The 14680-nt window shown below is 58.8% G+C and carries 14 protein-coding genes; 5 read left to right on the plus strand and 9 right to left on the minus strand.

All coding sequences use genetic code 11. The annotated features are described in order from the left end of the window. Positions 1-359: 359 nt before the first annotated feature. The 3 genes from ABVK50_RS18970 to ABVK50_RS18980 all read right to left on the minus strand — a co-directional run bounded on the left by ABVK50_RS18970 (position 360) and on the right by ABVK50_RS18980 (position 2904). Positions 360-1337, minus strand: coding sequence for an MBL fold metallo-hydrolase (locus tag ABVK50_RS18970; RefSeq protein ID WP_353645099.1), 978 nt, complete (start codon positions 1335-1337; stop codon positions 360-362). Between the two features lie 297 nt (positions 1338-1634). Further along, positions 1635-1838, minus strand: a complete 204-nt coding sequence (locus tag ABVK50_RS18975) for a hypothetical protein (protein ID WP_353645098.1) — start codon at positions 1836-1838, stop codon at positions 1635-1637. 787 nt (positions 1839-2625) lie between these two features. Next, entirely contained in the window at positions 2626-2904 is a 279-nt protein-coding gene (locus ABVK50_RS18980) for a methyltransferase domain-containing protein (protein WP_353645097.1), read from the minus strand. Between the two features lie 478 nt (positions 2905-3382). Between ABVK50_RS18980 and ABVK50_RS18985 the strand changes: the two genes are divergently transcribed. Further along, positions 3383-3934: a DUF262 domain-containing HNH endonuclease family protein gene (locus ABVK50_RS18985; protein WP_353645096.1), complete on the plus strand. Its 552-nt coding sequence runs from the start codon at positions 3383-3385 to the stop codon at positions 3932-3934. A 346-nt stretch (positions 3935-4280) separates the two neighbouring features. On the opposite strand, the gene ABVK50_RS18990 is transcribed toward ABVK50_RS18985, so the two are convergent. Both ABVK50_RS18990 and ABVK50_RS18995 read right to left on the minus strand, forming a co-directional pair. Next, positions 4281-4514, minus strand: a complete 234-nt coding sequence (locus ABVK50_RS18990) for a hypothetical protein (RefSeq protein ID WP_353645095.1) — start codon at positions 4512-4514, stop codon at positions 4281-4283. A 107-nt stretch (positions 4515-4621) separates the two neighbouring features. Next, complete coding sequence (locus ABVK50_RS18995) at positions 4622-4972, minus strand: DUF6176 family protein (RefSeq protein ID WP_353645094.1); 351 nt, start codon at positions 4970-4972, stop codon at positions 4622-4624. Positions 4973-5133: 161 nt separating this feature from the next. On the opposite strand from ABVK50_RS18995, the gene ABVK50_RS19000 reads away from it, so the two are divergent. Next, the gene (locus tag ABVK50_RS19000) at positions 5134-6114 is read left to right on the plus strand and encodes a phosphoribosylaminoimidazolesuccinocarboxamide synthase (RefSeq protein WP_353645886.1); all 981 of its coding nucleotides are present in this window, start codon (positions 5134-5136) and stop codon (positions 6112-6114) included. Positions 6115-6228: 114 nt separating this feature from the next. On the opposite strand, the gene ABVK50_RS19005 is transcribed toward ABVK50_RS19000, so the two are convergent. Further along, positions 6229-6930, minus strand: coding sequence for an SOS response-associated peptidase (locus ABVK50_RS19005; RefSeq protein WP_353645093.1), 702 nt, complete (start codon positions 6928-6930; stop codon positions 6229-6231). A 4-nt stretch (positions 6931-6934) separates the two neighbouring features. Beyond that, the gene (locus ABVK50_RS19010) at positions 6935-7315 is read right to left on the minus strand and encodes a hypothetical protein (RefSeq protein WP_353645092.1); all 381 of its coding nucleotides are present in this window, start codon (positions 7313-7315) and stop codon (positions 6935-6937) included. A gap of 523 nt (positions 7316-7838) precedes the next feature. Between ABVK50_RS19010 and ABVK50_RS19015 the strand changes: the two genes are divergently transcribed. From ABVK50_RS19015 to ABVK50_RS19025, 3 genes are all read left to right on the plus strand, one after another. Continuing rightward, complete coding sequence (locus ABVK50_RS19015; RefSeq protein ID WP_353645091.1) at positions 7839-8792, plus strand: MBL fold metallo-hydrolase; 954 nt, start codon at positions 7839-7841, stop codon at positions 8790-8792. A 607-nt stretch (positions 8793-9399) separates the two neighbouring features. After that, positions 9400-10995, plus strand: a complete 1596-nt coding sequence (locus ABVK50_RS19020; RefSeq protein ID WP_353645090.1) for an AAA family ATPase — start codon at positions 9400-9402, stop codon at positions 10993-10995. A gap of 585 nt (positions 10996-11580) precedes the next feature. Continuing rightward, positions 11581-12165, plus strand: a complete 585-nt coding sequence (locus tag ABVK50_RS19025) for a hypothetical protein (protein ID WP_353645089.1) — start codon at positions 11581-11583, stop codon at positions 12163-12165. A 257-nt stretch (positions 12166-12422) separates the two neighbouring features. Here the strand turns inward: ABVK50_RS19025 and ABVK50_RS19030 are convergent, their stop codons facing one another. Next, complete coding sequence (locus ABVK50_RS19030) at positions 12423-12656, minus strand: hypothetical protein (RefSeq protein WP_353645088.1); 234 nt, start codon at positions 12654-12656, stop codon at positions 12423-12425. A 242-nt stretch (positions 12657-12898) separates the two neighbouring features. Then, positions 12899-14389, minus strand: coding sequence for a histidine kinase dimerization/phosphoacceptor domain -containing protein (locus ABVK50_RS19035; protein WP_353645087.1), 1491 nt, complete (start codon positions 14387-14389; stop codon positions 12899-12901). Between the last annotated feature and the right edge of the window lie 291 nt (positions 14390-14680).

A 14680-nucleotide genomic window follows, 5' to 3' on the forward strand; every position in this document is an offset into this window, starting at 1 on the left:
ATGCCTCATCCCGGCATTGAAATGGCGTAGACTCTGCCGGTCGTGAGGTGCCGCGGCCCGTATCACGTTGCGCCGAGGCAGCAGCGACGCCGTCCGGCCGCCAGAAAATCATTGCATTCCAGATCGTCCGCGCTTCGCGTAACCGGCTTGACGCTGCAGACTTAAGTTGCTGCTGAACTGTTGCCACCGCGCCGTTCGCAGGCCGGCGAAACGTCGCTCCTTCCGTCCCTGACACCACCTGGCATAGAGCCGCGTCATCCGATTGGTGCAGGGGCCTGACGACACAATTACCGGACATGCGCTCCGTTCGGTTCGGCGCTCCTATATGCATGCGTCCGTCCCTCCTGGGCAGACATTTGTTAGCCACCCCAGACCCATTCTGTGGGCAGCCACCGGAAACCATTGCCCTCCTTCACCACATGTCCGACGCCAGGGAATGGATAATGATAGCCGGCGACGAGCAGGCGGTCGTGCGCGGCACGATCCAGCAAAGCCCGACGTGTCTTTGCCCCCTTTTCACGGTCATGATCCCAAATTATCTGCCATTCAGGTCGATCGAAGGCGATGTGGATGCTCGGAACAGCATCACCAGTAATCAGTAGCTGCTCTTCTCCGGACCCCACCAGCAGCGACATATGGCCCTGCGTGTGACCTGACGTGTCCAGTGAAACAACGCCAGTGACAACGTCAGCTCCGCCCCTGATCGGACGAACCCGGTCGCCAAGCGAAGCAAAAACTTCTTGCAGGTGAGGCACGCCGGGAGCCGCCCACTCGGGAACCTTTGACGCCGCGTCCGGAGAATTCCATAAATCCAGTTCGGTTTCCGAAAGAAGAACTTCAGCGTTGGGGAACTGCTTGGCCGCAGCCGCATCAAGACCACCCACGTGGTCGACGTGACAATGGGTAAGGACAATCAGGTCGATCGCATCTGGCGTGACGCCAGCCTCTTCAAGCGATTTGCCAAGTCGCCCGGCGGCGGGTGCCCAATCCTGACCAGGCCCAACGCCAGTGTCGACGAGTATCCGCTTCTCCCCCGTCTCGATAAGGAGCGGACTGGCCTGAAGCGGGAACACGTCCGCTGTCATATAGTGCGCATCAAAATACGCTTTTCTTTCGCCTGCATCGGCATTGGTTGCGATGCTGTCCATAGGCAGGAAAAACACCCCGTCACATAACGCAGCGATGTGGAATTCGCCGAGGCGGAAACGGTAGAAGCCCGGTGCTTCGACAGCAACGTCGGGACTGGCTGCTGTCACGTCAGTTGAGCTGGTAGAGGCGGTAGCAACAGCGCCAGCTGCTGCTGCTTTCAACAAACTTCGCCGGTCAAGGACTAGCATGAGGGATCTCCTTTTGCTGAGATGGCCCCCGGAACCCGTCGATTTGTTATGGATGTTTAAATTAGCACCGAACGGTCGCTGAGGCGATTTCTATTTCAAAATGACCTCCTAATTCGGAAGCCTGCTGGGTCAAAGCGGTTCCGCCGGGTCGTACGTAGGAATAATCCCGAGTCCAAGAGCAGCCTTGGTGACCGCGAACTTAAGGACCCAACGCGCTCTGATCCTTTTGGCTGGTCGAATAGGACCGATGCCGTGAAAATCCTTGTTCTTCTTGAAGACGAGCAGGCATAAAGAGGGCTAATCCTGTTCAGCTAGCGCTAAAATGCCTGCGGCGGCGCTTTCAGCGCGTAACGTATCTGCGATGTCTGAACGGGTTGCGTCCGCGCCTGGATATGCATCCAGCAGATGGTTTGTCTTGGCCTCGACATCAAGCGGCAAGCGCCGCCGCTGCGCGTTTGACACCGCATCCGCAATAGCCACTGCCAAAGGAAGTGTCGGCATCGGTATTCTGCTCCTCGAAACGCCGCAACCGAACCGGTTCGGAACCTATCAATAGACCTACGGCTGCTCAATCTGCGGCCGGACTTGTGGCCAACCGCGCCTCCCCTCAGGAATGCCATAACAGGGCGGGGAGTGCTCCCGCTACGACGATTACTACGGCGTAGATCACGAGTGTGAGCATTGCGGATTTGGCGGGATGTTCCAGGACGTGCTCCTGCCAGTGGTAAGAATCATTCATCTGAACCCCCGTTGTATGACGATGGGAAATTGATGACGGCTTGGCTTGGCTACAGCAGACACTGCGCAAGGACCGCTGCCCCGAGCCTGTCGCTTTCAAGCGCTTCAATGCAAATACGACGCGATATAGGTGGTTGCTGTTCCTCGTCTATAGATCAGCGACGCTGCGCGGTGTGTTGCCTGCACACATTTGTGCTGTAGCGGAGTGACATGGAAGTCACCGCCAAGTGCTGTCTGGGATGGACCTTGCGATCCCAAGATACCCAAGAAAACTTATACCATGGAGACAAGCTACCAGAACACGATCTCAAGGTTGATATTAAGTGCGTCGCATGCTCGCCAACCTTGCCGATCGCGAACCGATCCCGGTGCTAGCGCTCCTGCCAGCATCCGTGCCCGGGAGTTCCGAATCAAATCCATCACGACGGCTCGACCGAGTATCTGGCCTATGCTGGAGTTAAAGATCTACGGGGGCGCGATTACAGCCCCTGACGAGGCGTGCGGGCAATCGTGAAGGGTTGTCTTCAGGACGCTTGGTTTCTTGCTCATCTCATCTCGTCCGGAAATTCCAGTGCTTCCGCCCGGCCAAGCCGGTAGTCCCCGTCCGGTCGAGCGTCCGGGCGTGTCCAATCAGCGCCGCGGTCGGGTCGATTCCCACGGTACGAATGCCGCAGTCCTGCAACATCCGGCAGAACCGGCCCTCGCCGCAGCCGACGTCGAGAGCGAACTCGAACCCGCGACCACGCACCCTTGCCATCATTGGCGCGTCGAGAACATGTTCTCGGGTGTAATCGCCTCGGCTTCCCATTGCCGCGATCCAGGCTTCCACCGACTCATCCCATCCGTTCGACATTTTTTCGCGCTTTCGGAGCGGTGCGAATCTGCAGGTTAGCGACGGCAATCGGGGTGAGGCAGTTCAGGAATCGGTCCCTTATTGCCGCTAGCGCAGTTGTGGCACCAAAAAGTTGGCTCTAGTTGCAGCAAGCCCGTCAGAGCCACCCAGAGGTGAGCCGAAGAGCAGGTTGGGCCGACAGCCGACTGACTGCCTTTGGATGCATCGTCAAAAGCGGGCGTCCAAACCACGGGCAGCAAGGCAAATCGGCAGAAATTAGGCGTCAGGCCACCGGAGTACCCCGGCACCAGCTACGTGCCTTCTCTTCCGTGCGCTAGTATCGGCGTTCCTTGCGAAAAGGACTGACTTCTGAGAACGTCGCCGGCTATCGATTGACCTTGGAGCGCAACGTGGCAGGAAATTTCCATTTCGAGAACAAGGGAATAGGCAACCTACTGCGGGAGACCGGCTCGAGGTGCCGCCCAACCAACGTTCTTACGCTTGGGAGGAAACGCACGTCCGGAATTTTCTTGAGGATCTGAACGAAGCAATCGGCTCTGGCCAGAGCGATTACTTTCTCGGTACGGTCGTGCTCGTTCAGAGCGGCCAGGCGACATTCGCGACGGCACGTGTCTCCCGCACGCACTTGGCCCGGTATTACCTGCGCGCGATTGAGAAGACCCGGAAACACGATCCCCAGCCGGAATACGTGCCGAACGACGACGTGGCCGATATCAACCTAGAGCATGTCCTGCCCCTCAATCCGTCCGCGGATTGGAACATCGACGCCGAATCCGCCAAGGCATCTCAGAAGCTGCTTGGCAATATGGTGCTCTTAAAGGCTGGGCAGAACAAGGACATCGGCAATAAAGCTTTCGCAGAGAAGAAGGTCATCCTCGCCGCGTCCGGATACCAGACGATAAGCGAGATTGCTGCTTATGACCAGTGGACGAACACCGAGATCAAAGAGCGGCAGGCGGCTTTGGCCAAGTCCGCCGTGGAGACGTGGCCGCTGACTTTCAACTGAAGCCAATGAACCCCGCCTTCTACGACCGCTATCGGGCAGTAGCGCAACGGCGCTCAACATCCACAATGGGGGCATAGCTGACTGATGAGATCCCTAGAAAAAACATGCGGGAAGTGGTGGGCCGCCTGTTCGGCGACTAGGAGCGGATCAGCGAAGTGCGGAGCCGCCACGCGGCCGCGGAGACCATGGCCGCGGAACTGGTTGGGAGACCCCGCCTCGCTGAGCTTGAAGCGCTTGTAGAGACTGCGAACGGCAGCATTGCAGAGTGAACTGCCGAGCGACCTGAGATGTGCCCGCCCCGCGCCTGGAGCGGAGGCGGGCTAGACACTCTTGAGGCCATCCGGCGTCAGTCGAGCATCGCCAATGCTTCATTCAGGCTGGCTTCGGAAGCTGCATGGTCGCCTGCGGCGTGCTGCTCCTCACCCTTGTTGCGCAACTCGGTAACCTTTGCCTTGTCAGCGTCCGACAATTGGGCCGACTGTAGCTTCTCGTCGATTTGCTTCACCAGCGACGGGCACTGGTTGGCAAAGCTAGGGCAAGCGAGGGCGAGGACGAATATGGATGCCAAAAGTGTTTTCATGACTTCCTCCTGATCACCGCGTCTTGCGCGGCGAAGCTACCCTAATCGGAACGCAGTGTACTGGCCATGGAAGTCCACCAGTCCGGCGTCCACGGTGGAAGCAGTCGTTAGGCATACGCCTCGAAAAGGAATTCGCAATCTTCGAAACGAGGGCTCTTGGCTGGATCAATGCTGAGCCTTTCGGCGCTGCTCCAGAAGGCTTTGAAATTCTTGTGCACTTCGTCCACCGAAAGCTCTGACTTGGCTGACACCGCTTGTGAGCCGGGGTGGTCGTCAACGTCCATGACACCTAAGACAAATAGCGACCAATCCCTGCCCATGAACCACATTTCATGCCTTACGCTCTCATTGCGCAGGGCAAGGGACACCTCGTCGAGATGCTCGGTCATGTAGGCAGCCCATGCCCAGACTGTCACTTCATCGCAAGTCACGCGGATTTTTGTCGCTAGGTAGTTCATCAGTCAGGAAGTCCTACTGGCGAGCCATTATTACAACTGAGCCAAGGTCCGCAACGGGCGGCGCGCCCGATGGCAAATCTTGCTTGACCCGTGGGTTCGAGCGGTTCTAAGCGGTTGCAGGCCGACAAACGCCAGCGAAAGATCAAGTCCATATGAGACCTTTGCGCGTTCTTTCCAGTGCCTTCATCCCCGAACTCCCGAACTACTATCAGGGCAAGGTCCGTGAGAACTACGATCTGCCGGACGGCCGCCGCATCATCATCGCCACCGACCGCCTGAGTGCCTTTGACGTCATCCTCACCGCGATTCCGTTCAAAGGGCAGGTTCTGACCCAGACGGCACGTTACTGGTTCGAAGAAACCGCAGACATCTGCCCAAATCACGTACTCGATTATCCGGATCCCAATGTCGTCATCGGCACCCGGCTCGACATTCTGCCGGTCGAAATCGTTGTTCGCGGCTATCTCGCCGGCACCACCAGCACCTCGATCCTGACGAAATACCGGAACGGCGAACGCGACATGTACGGTATCCGGCTGCCGGACGGACTTCGCGACAACGAGAAGCTTCCCGAGGCCATCATCACACCGACCAGCAAGGCTTCCGATGGTGGTCATGACCAGCCGTTGTCCCGAACCGAAATTCTTGCCCAAGGTTTTTTGACGGAACAACAATGGGACGTCGTCTCCCATTATGCGCTATCGCTCTTCGCGCACGGCCAGGCGCGCGCCGCCGATCGTGGTCTTATCCTGGCTGACACCAAATATGAGTTCGGCACCGACAGGGACGGAACGATTATTCTAGCCGATGAAATCCATACGTCTGACAGCAGCCGCTACTGGCTGGCAGAAAGCTACGAAAAGAGTTTGGAAAAGGGCGAGCGGCCGCGCAGCTTCGACAAGGATTTGGTACGCGCCTGGGTGACGGCGCAATGCGATCCTTACAAGGATCCGCTTCCGGAAATCCCGGCCGAGCTTATCGAGCAGACATCTAGGGTCTACATACAAGGTTATGAAGCAATCACCGGCAAAACCTTCGTTCCCGATCTTTCCGGCGCGACGGTGCTGGACCGCATTCGGATGAATCTGGAACCCTACATCTCCCAAGGTTTGCGCGGTTCATCTGGAATCCGAGAGGCTTGATGGCTGTGCCACCGGCCGACAGCGTACACCACGGCCTGGTAAACTTCCGGTTTTGGGTCGAGAGCACAGTTGGCGGCGCTCGCTGCCTGAGTCCGGTCAGGGTGAAGAGGTCGCTTACTCGGGAAGACCGTATTCCGATGCCATGTCGATTGGCTTGATCATCTCCTCTCCGCCCTTGTTCTTGCTCGAATTCACCTGCCGATCGACCCTATAGAATTGAAGTTGGCCATCGAGATCGCGGTTGAGCAGGACCTTCGCCTCTGCTGCCGGCGTCGCAGGATCCAACCAGGCATCATAGGCGGCGGGGTCGAGAATAACGGGCTGCCGATCGTGCAGGTTGCTCATCGGAGCCTGCGCTGGGGCAGTCAGGATCGTGCAACTCGTCACGTCCAGGTTCTTGTTATAGGCCCAGAGTCCGGCGAACGAGAACGGCCGATGATCGGGCAGGAAAATATACCAGGGGTCACGTCCCTTGTCGGCAGGGCTCGGTGTCCATTCGTAAAAGCCGTCTGCGGGAATAAGGCAGCGCTTAGATGTGAAGGCGTCGCGGAAGGCCGGCTTTGTGTTGGCCTCCTCTGACCTCGCATTGAACATTGCCCCCTTCGGCGTTTCCTTCGCCCACCAAGGCACCAGCCACCATCTGCCTTCGCGAAGTTTATGATTGCCGCCCTCGCCGGCCGTGACGAACACGACCTCATCGGTGGGCGCGATATTGTATGCGGGTTCATCATTGCGCTGCTTCTCCCAGTCGAGCGTCAGACGATAGAGCCTGTGGATCTCCGACCAGGGAAGGTACCGAGTGAAGCGTCCGCACATGGGTTCAGTTCCTCAAGGTCTCCGGCACGGCCAACGGACCGCTTTCCAGGAATCGCTTGTATTCGTCGGTTCGATGCCATGCGCCCCGCACCCGGCCGCTCTCGCGGTCCAGCTTCGGATCGAAGATCACACCGCCGAATTCATTCTTGAAAGTCTCCGCGGATTCAAGGTCAGCGAAGCAATGTAGGCGATAACGCTCCTGCCTTATCCCTCCCGGCCAGACCGCAGTCACGTGGCGCGTCATGTGTTCCAGTCCGTGTGCCTGACGAAAATCCGAGATCAGCGCAAAATTGCGACCGACGCACAGGTCGTCTGGCAATGCGACCTGATATCGCCATTCGCGGTCGATCCTGGCCGGAGACGGCCCTCCGCTCCTTCGCGTCATGGAGTTTAGCCTATAGAAGCGGGAGCTGGCGCGGATCGGTTGGCCGATCGTAGAAGCCACGCGCGCGGCGGCGGGCGTATTCTTCCTCAAACCGCCCCGGCAACGCGTCGCATGCTCGCCAACCTTGCCGATCGCGAACCGATCCCGGTGCTAGCGCGCTCCTGCCGCGGGAGTTCCGAATCAACCACCTTTGTTCATCATGCCGAGCATCAAAACTGGTGGTGAAAATCTGACGCTTGGTACCCGATGTACCTGTTCCGTCCCTGGGCAGCCGTCGACAGATTGGACGATGAACGGCTCGGTTGAACCCGGTGCGGTCATTGCGTCTTTGTCTTGAAGTTCGCGTTTCCTGGGGGAAGGCTGCCTTCCATCTCCTCGAACCGATAGCGGGATCACAATAAGCGTTGCCAGTCTCGTCTTGGCTGGCCGGGAGAAGACCTTTTTGCGATGACAGGCCGCGTAGCCAGGAGTATCGTTGATTGCGCGGGGGCTTCTGCGGGACTGCTCGTAAAGGAGCCAAGTCATGAGGACCGCTCACGAACCCGATCCGTCAAAAACCTTCATCAGCCGCCGCCAGTTTCTTGCCGCTACAGCGGTGCTGGGATCCGGCCCGCTCTGGTCGTGGCCGGCATTTGCCGCGATGCCTTACACGTTCCATCAAGGGAATTTCGAAATCCTCGTCGTCAGCGACGGCGAACTCACCCTACCGGCCAGCCTTCTTGCGCCGGATGCCCCGCCCGAGGAACTGCAGGCGCTTCTGGCGACCATCGGGCAGGGCCCGGAACAGGTCATCGCCCCCACCAACCCAGTCGTGATCCGCTCCGGCGAGGACATCATCCTCGTCGACAACGGATCGGGGAACAAGTTTCAGCCGGCCGCCGGCAAGCTCGTGGAGAACCTGAGGGCAGCGGGCATCGAGCCCGAGAACGTGAGCAAGCTGGTCTTCAGCCATGCCCATCCCGATCATATTTGGGGCACGCTGAAGGATGACGGCGCACTCGCCTTCCAGAACGCAACCTACTACATCAATTCGGCGGAGTGGGATTTCTGGATGGATCCAGACATCTTGACCAAGATGCCTCAGGAACTCCACGATTTCGCTCGCGGTGCTCAGCGCGATCTCGCCGCTGCAAAGGACCACGCGGTGATGATTAACCCAGGCGAGGACATCGTGACGGGTATCACGGTGCTCGACACCGCCGGCCACACGCCAGGACACATTTCGCTCGAGGTCGCAGGCGACGACGGCCTGATCATCGTCGCAGACGCGATCACTCATCAGGCAGTTTTCTTTGCGCATCCAGAGTGGCGATCCGGCTTCGACGCAATTCACGATTTGGCAGCACAGAACAGGAGGGCCTTGCTGGAGCGTGCTGCGACCGACAAAACGCGCCTGCTCGGCTTCCACTGGCTTTATCCGGGCATTGGCTACGCAGAGCGCAAAGACGACGCCTATCGCTTCGTCTCGATGACGTGAGCAAATATCTCCGATGATGTCGGCTGGAGTTTCTAACCTGCGTGCGAGCGTCGCGCCTAAAGTGCCTGGCGAGGGAATGAATGCGCCTTCTCCGACCCCGCGCCGAAGCCTTCACCGATTCGCTCCGACGAGGGGCGGTTACGCGTGTGCTCGCTTGTCACCGTCTTCGGCAATGCAGTAGTACCGCGCGGCGGAAGAGCGCTGGTGCGGTGAACGTCTGCTATCGGGCAGCGAAATGGGCTGATGAAGGGCGGCTTCGGGTCAGATCACGTCTCTGCTCAAGAGCAGCCTGAAGGTCCGCTTCTGATGATCCGAGCCTCGAAGTTGCCAGTTCGCTTCCGACCCTTTCCGGACGTTCCCTCTACACTGTTGCTGCAGCTGCTCTTGGCCCGGAAGCGGACGCTCCCCGAGGGCTCACAAGGGAGCATGATCGGACCTGCGACGGTCAGAACCAGGTGGAGGATCAGGTGAACTTGCTGCAGTGGCGCAGGAATTCGACGCGACCTACGCTGTGCTGCTGTGGAAGCCGGCCAATGAGCTTCGATCGAGCTAGTCAAACGACCATGCACCGGCTCTACTCCTCAGATTGATTCCGAAGGGCTTTGCCGTGCGTCTGCTTAATATCCATATCACTCGGTTCCGCCGGTTCGCTGATCTGACCATTCGGGATGTCCCAGCGAGCGCCAAGCTGGTGGTGCTTGCTGGCCCGAACGGATCCGGCAAGTCTTCGCTCTTTGACGCTCTGCTTCTACGTTACCGAATGGTTACGGGATACGGCTGGAACGGCGATACCAAGTACTACGATCGGCCGCAGGATCCGGTCGTGGACCTCGGCTCTAGGATCTCCGTCACTACCGACACCAGCAACAGCTTCGCCCGGGGCAACCTCTACGTCCGGACCGCGTACAGGAACGACCATGAATTCACTACCAATACCCTCCGCCGGCAAGGACCCATCCTTGATAACATCAGCTTGAATCGGCTGATCGAACCCGACGCCACGGTCAGCGTCAATTACCAGCGCCTTGCCTCCCAAGCGATGGAGGACGTATTCGTCAACGAGACGGCCGGGACAACCATGGGCGACTATCGCGAGAAGCTGATCGGCGAGGTCCGGTCCCCGTTGAAGCGGTTGTTCCCTGATCTGACCTTCGTCGGTGTAGGCAATCCTCTCGACCAGGGCACCTTCCAGTTCGATAAGGGTACCTCGAAGGGATTCGACTACAAAAACCTCTCCGGTGGTGAGAAGGCCTCCTTCGACCTGATCCTCGATTTTGTGGTCAAGCGGCGCAGTTATACGGATGCGATCTACTGCATCGACGAGCCGGAGTCCCACATGAACACCAGGCTACAGGCGGCGCTCCTCGGCGAACTGGTGGGTCTGCTTCCCGGCAACTCTCAACTCTGGATCGCGTCGCACTCGATCGGGATGATGCGGAAAGCACGCGAGATGTACGATGCCGACCCGACATCGGTGGCCTTCATAGATTTCGGCGGTCACGACTTCGACCAAGTAGTTACTCTCTCGCCGAGCAGGCCCACCCGCGCCTTCTGGGAGGGGGTGATGCACGTCGCCCTCGACGATCTCGCTGCGCTGGTAGCGCCCAAGCAAGTGGTCATCTGTGAAGGCAACCCGATAGGCTCGGTGCCAGGGAAGAACACCGAGCACGACGCTCGGATCTACGAAGCGATCTTCGCCGACGAGATGCCCGACACCACTTTCATTTCTGCCGGCAATTCGAAGGAAGTACAGAACGATTTTATCGGATTGGCGACCGTGCTGCCGAAGCTTACCTCAGGCATGAAAATCATCCGCCTGATCGATCTGGACGACCACACCCCGACTGACGTTGCCGCCTTCAAAAGCAAGGGCATGAACGTTCTGAGTCTTCGACATCTCGAAGCCTACCTCTACGACGACGAAGTGTTGACCGCCCTCTGCGACTCGGTCGGGAAGCCCGAGAAGGCGGCGGACTTAATCGCCGCCAAGGCTGTTGCGATCGCCAGCGTGGTAAGCCAGGGCCACCCTGCGGACGACATCAAGAAGGCCGCGGGCAACATCTATGTCGCGGCCAAGAAGATGCTGTCGCTCACCCAGGCAGGCAACGATGCCCCGGCGTTCGCGAGGAACACGCTGTCGAAGCTGATCAAGCCTGGTATGGCCATCTATGACAAGCTGCGCAAGGACGTGTTTGGGGTCTGACCAGACTCCTGCCCAACATCATCATTGAATGTCCGCTATATAGCGCGCCGCCGACGCTAGCAGCCCGATGTCGGGGAGTCCGCTTCCCACCAAAGTGTGACCTAGACGGCCCAGCCGGACGATGCCGAAATCGGATATCGATTTCCGGCCCGTTCGGGGCCGCTTCCGGACCGTCCGGTCTTGCCTCGCTTTTAGCGGATAGCTGCCATTCAGCAACCGACCCCGTTGCGGTCGCTTGTCACTGTGTTCTTGCGCTCAGGCGAACCTTGCTGCCGTGCCAACACCAATGCAGACTGAAAGTATCCAGCAACTGGTCCGTGCAAGAAGCATTGAGATGCGGTTCGCAAAACTTATCATCGCGATTGCGGCGGGTCTCGTTGGGGCAGGGAGCATGCATTTTGCGCCGATCGCAGGTCCTCGGATGTTCGAAATCCTCTCAATCTCCACTCAAGATGTCAAAACTCTGTCGCCCAGCGCTGCACAGATGGTTGAGGTCATCTCTGCCGAATTAGAGGCTATCCAAGATAGCTCCTAACCCAGGCCACCCGCACCATCCGCCAGGCTGAGGTGGGTGCGGCACGCACAATGATCGACAGGACCGAGGACCGCTTCGGCCTAAAGCCGCCGCATTTGGCCGCCGACAGCGCCTACGCATCGGCGGCAAACCTCGCCTGGTTGTCAAGGAACGGGAGATCGCGCCGCATATTCGGTGTTCGACAAATCCAACCGGACGGCACCTTCTCGCGTGTCGACTTCACCTTCGATCCGCGGGACGAACCAATACACCTGCCCAGGCGGCAAACGGCTGGTGCTGTACCGGCGCAGCTACACGACACCTCGGATGGGGATCACCAGTGCAGGCACGCGGCTCTACCGCGCAAGCCAACACGCCTGCGAAGCCTGCGGGCTAAAGCCGCGATGCTGCCTCACATGGCCTTCCGTAAGATCCGGCGAGATCTGCACGAAATGCCCGCGATGTGGCCAGAGCCATCGCCGACACCGGAATATGAACGATCCCGCCATCGTCGGAAAAAGGTAGACCATCTTGCGGCTTGGACGCCTCGACTGCGCGGGCCCTCTGGTGCACGCAATGAATTCCTGCTCGCCGCCACCGCGCAGAACCTCAGGAAGCTAGCAAAGCTCCGACCGATGACTGCGGCCATGCCGTAAAGGCGGATCGCCACGGCCGTCAGGGAACTCGCAGACATCTGGGACAAATCTGGGCGGGGATCGCCGAGCCCAGTATCATCGCCCGATCCTGATCCGACCAAATCAACAATATCTGCCGTTGCTGACCGAAACCGGACGGTCAGCTTGCGGCCGCGCCACTTCCACACATTCGTGGCGATCCGACCGCTGGATACCTGTGAGTCCCTGGGATCGTTCCGACGGTCGCCACAAAGCAGATCACTCTGAGGTAGGGCGAACTATTCGCCAGGATCGATGAAGGGCATTCTGAACAGCGTTGCTCCCGCGTTGTCCTTCACCAGCAGAACGGCTCCGACGAGCGCTTCGCGGCCGGCTTGAGAATTCGACCGCATGATTTCCCCTGCCGCCACCATCGCCTGGGCAAGTGCGGCAGGCTCGTCCTCAAGATCCATGCCCTCGGGATCGGGAATGACACCTGCCTCGTGCTCGCAAAAGAAATAGTACCGCGGCATAGCCTCCTCCACATTGAGGAGGAAAACACCGGGTTGCCCAAGCCGTTCCAAAGATGCTGACCAATAGGAGGGAACAACGGCGGACTGCCGCCCGCCCATTGCGACACACGGCGGAAACTCTGACGATGATCAGGCAGCACGAGAGGCGTGGTGGGGCGTGCGGGAACGTCGGGCTGTTCGGGAAGCTGCACGCGAACTCTTGAGGCCGAAAGCTTGCCCGCTTTCCTGGCGGGCCGAAGTGCTTAATTCGTAATAGGAAATGTCAGGGTGAAGGTGGTTCCTCGTTTCGAAGATTCAGTCTTAACTTCTCCTTTCAACTGGCTCGCGAAGGCGGCGACGAGTTTGCTTCCCATGTTCTGGGGCGCACTATCGGGATTGAAGCCACGGCCATTGTCGGAAATCGTCAATCTAGCCTCGCGGTCGCTCACCATGGAAAGGGAGATTTTTATGCGCCCGGAAGAAGCACCTTTGAACGCATGTTTGAAGGCGTTGGATACAATTTCATTGACGAGGAGCCCAAGCGGAAGTGCATGGTCACGATCGACCAAAAGAGGATCGATTTCCACCTCCATTTCAACATCGTTGCTGGAACCCTCTCGGAGGTCATCGATCAGCCGATGGAGATATCGGTCGACCGAGACATCTCCATACTCGTCGTTTTGGTATATGTGCTCATGCACGGCGACCATCGCGCTGATACGGCCCGCGATGCTCTGGCGCGCTTCCGCGGGCAGCGGCTGGAGCCGAACCAATGATGCCACGGTCTGGAGGTTGTTCTTGATCCGGTGGTGAATTTCCCGAAGCAAAAACCTGTTGTGCTCGAGCGACCGCTCAAGATCACGCCTGCGCGCTTCATCGGCCCGCTGCAATCGGGCTGTCCCGACCAGACCCCACGCGAGCATGCCAATCAGCGGCACCGCGATTACCGCGCCAGTCAGCAAATTGCGCCAGAAAGCCGCCAACACCTCGCCACGTTCAATCCCGGCCACGGCAATCACAGGTGCTCCGTCGACTCGCCAGAATCCTACAATTCGGGCCTTTCCATCAACCGGGGAGGTTCCGCTGTGATAAACTCCGCTCTGTGCTCGGGCCGCGTCCAAGAGCGGTGTATTGCTGAGGTCCATTGTCTTGCCGAGAGCCGGAAAACGGGCAACCAACCAGCCGTCTGTTCGTATCACCGAAACCGACGAGAACGGACCGAGATTCATTGAGCTCCAGAACCCAGCCATTCTTGCAGCCGGAATGGCTATGCTGGCTGCTCCATGAAACTCTCCCGACCTGACAATCCGGCGAGCGACTACAAAAACGCTTTCATTGCTCAGTCGCTCATCGAGCAGCGGGGAAATCACGATTCCGGATCCGTCCCGCAATTCCTGGAAATATTCCCGGTCGGAGACGTTGATCCCAATTGCCTCTTTGACGCTTGAAAATCTCAGTTGCCCCGTTTCATCGTAGACCGAATACTGGAAGCCACGGGGCAGGTCCCCGATTGCTTCCTCAATACTAAAAACTGTGTTCGCTGTTTCGCCAATTGCCTCAGGTCCGAGCGCGGAATCGATGCGACGGAGAGCTTGGTCGCTCGCCTGCAGCATCCACTGGAAGTGGGCTGCCACGACATGCGCCGACGACAATGCATTGGCTTCACCCTTTTCGATTGCGCCCTGATAATCACGCCAGGCGAGAAGCACCGAGAGCGCAGCGATGGCGCAAAGGAGCAGAGTGCCGAACGCCATCGTCGCAGAGGGAGCGGCGAACCGGGACTGGACAGGCGAACTTACAGATTGCGTAGACAAATGCATTCCCTCGGAACCTTTGTCCAACTTGGCGCTATTGGTGTCAACTTGTCCGTGACAAGGGCGCTCTGGACCACGGCAAGGGGCGCAGTCGCGCCATGTGCACTGGATTGTTCTGGAGGTCCGCTTTCGGGGAGGAAATCAGGGGGTGGCAAGGTCCGGATCGGGTCAGATCACGTCGCTGCTCAACAGCAGCCTGAAGGTCCGCTTCTGATGATCCGAGCCTCGAAG

Origin of the sequence: Mesorhizobium sp. WSM2240, assembly GCF_040438645.1 — a bacterium.
GTDB lineage: Bacteria > Pseudomonadota > Alphaproteobacteria > Rhizobiales > Rhizobiaceae > Allomesorhizobium.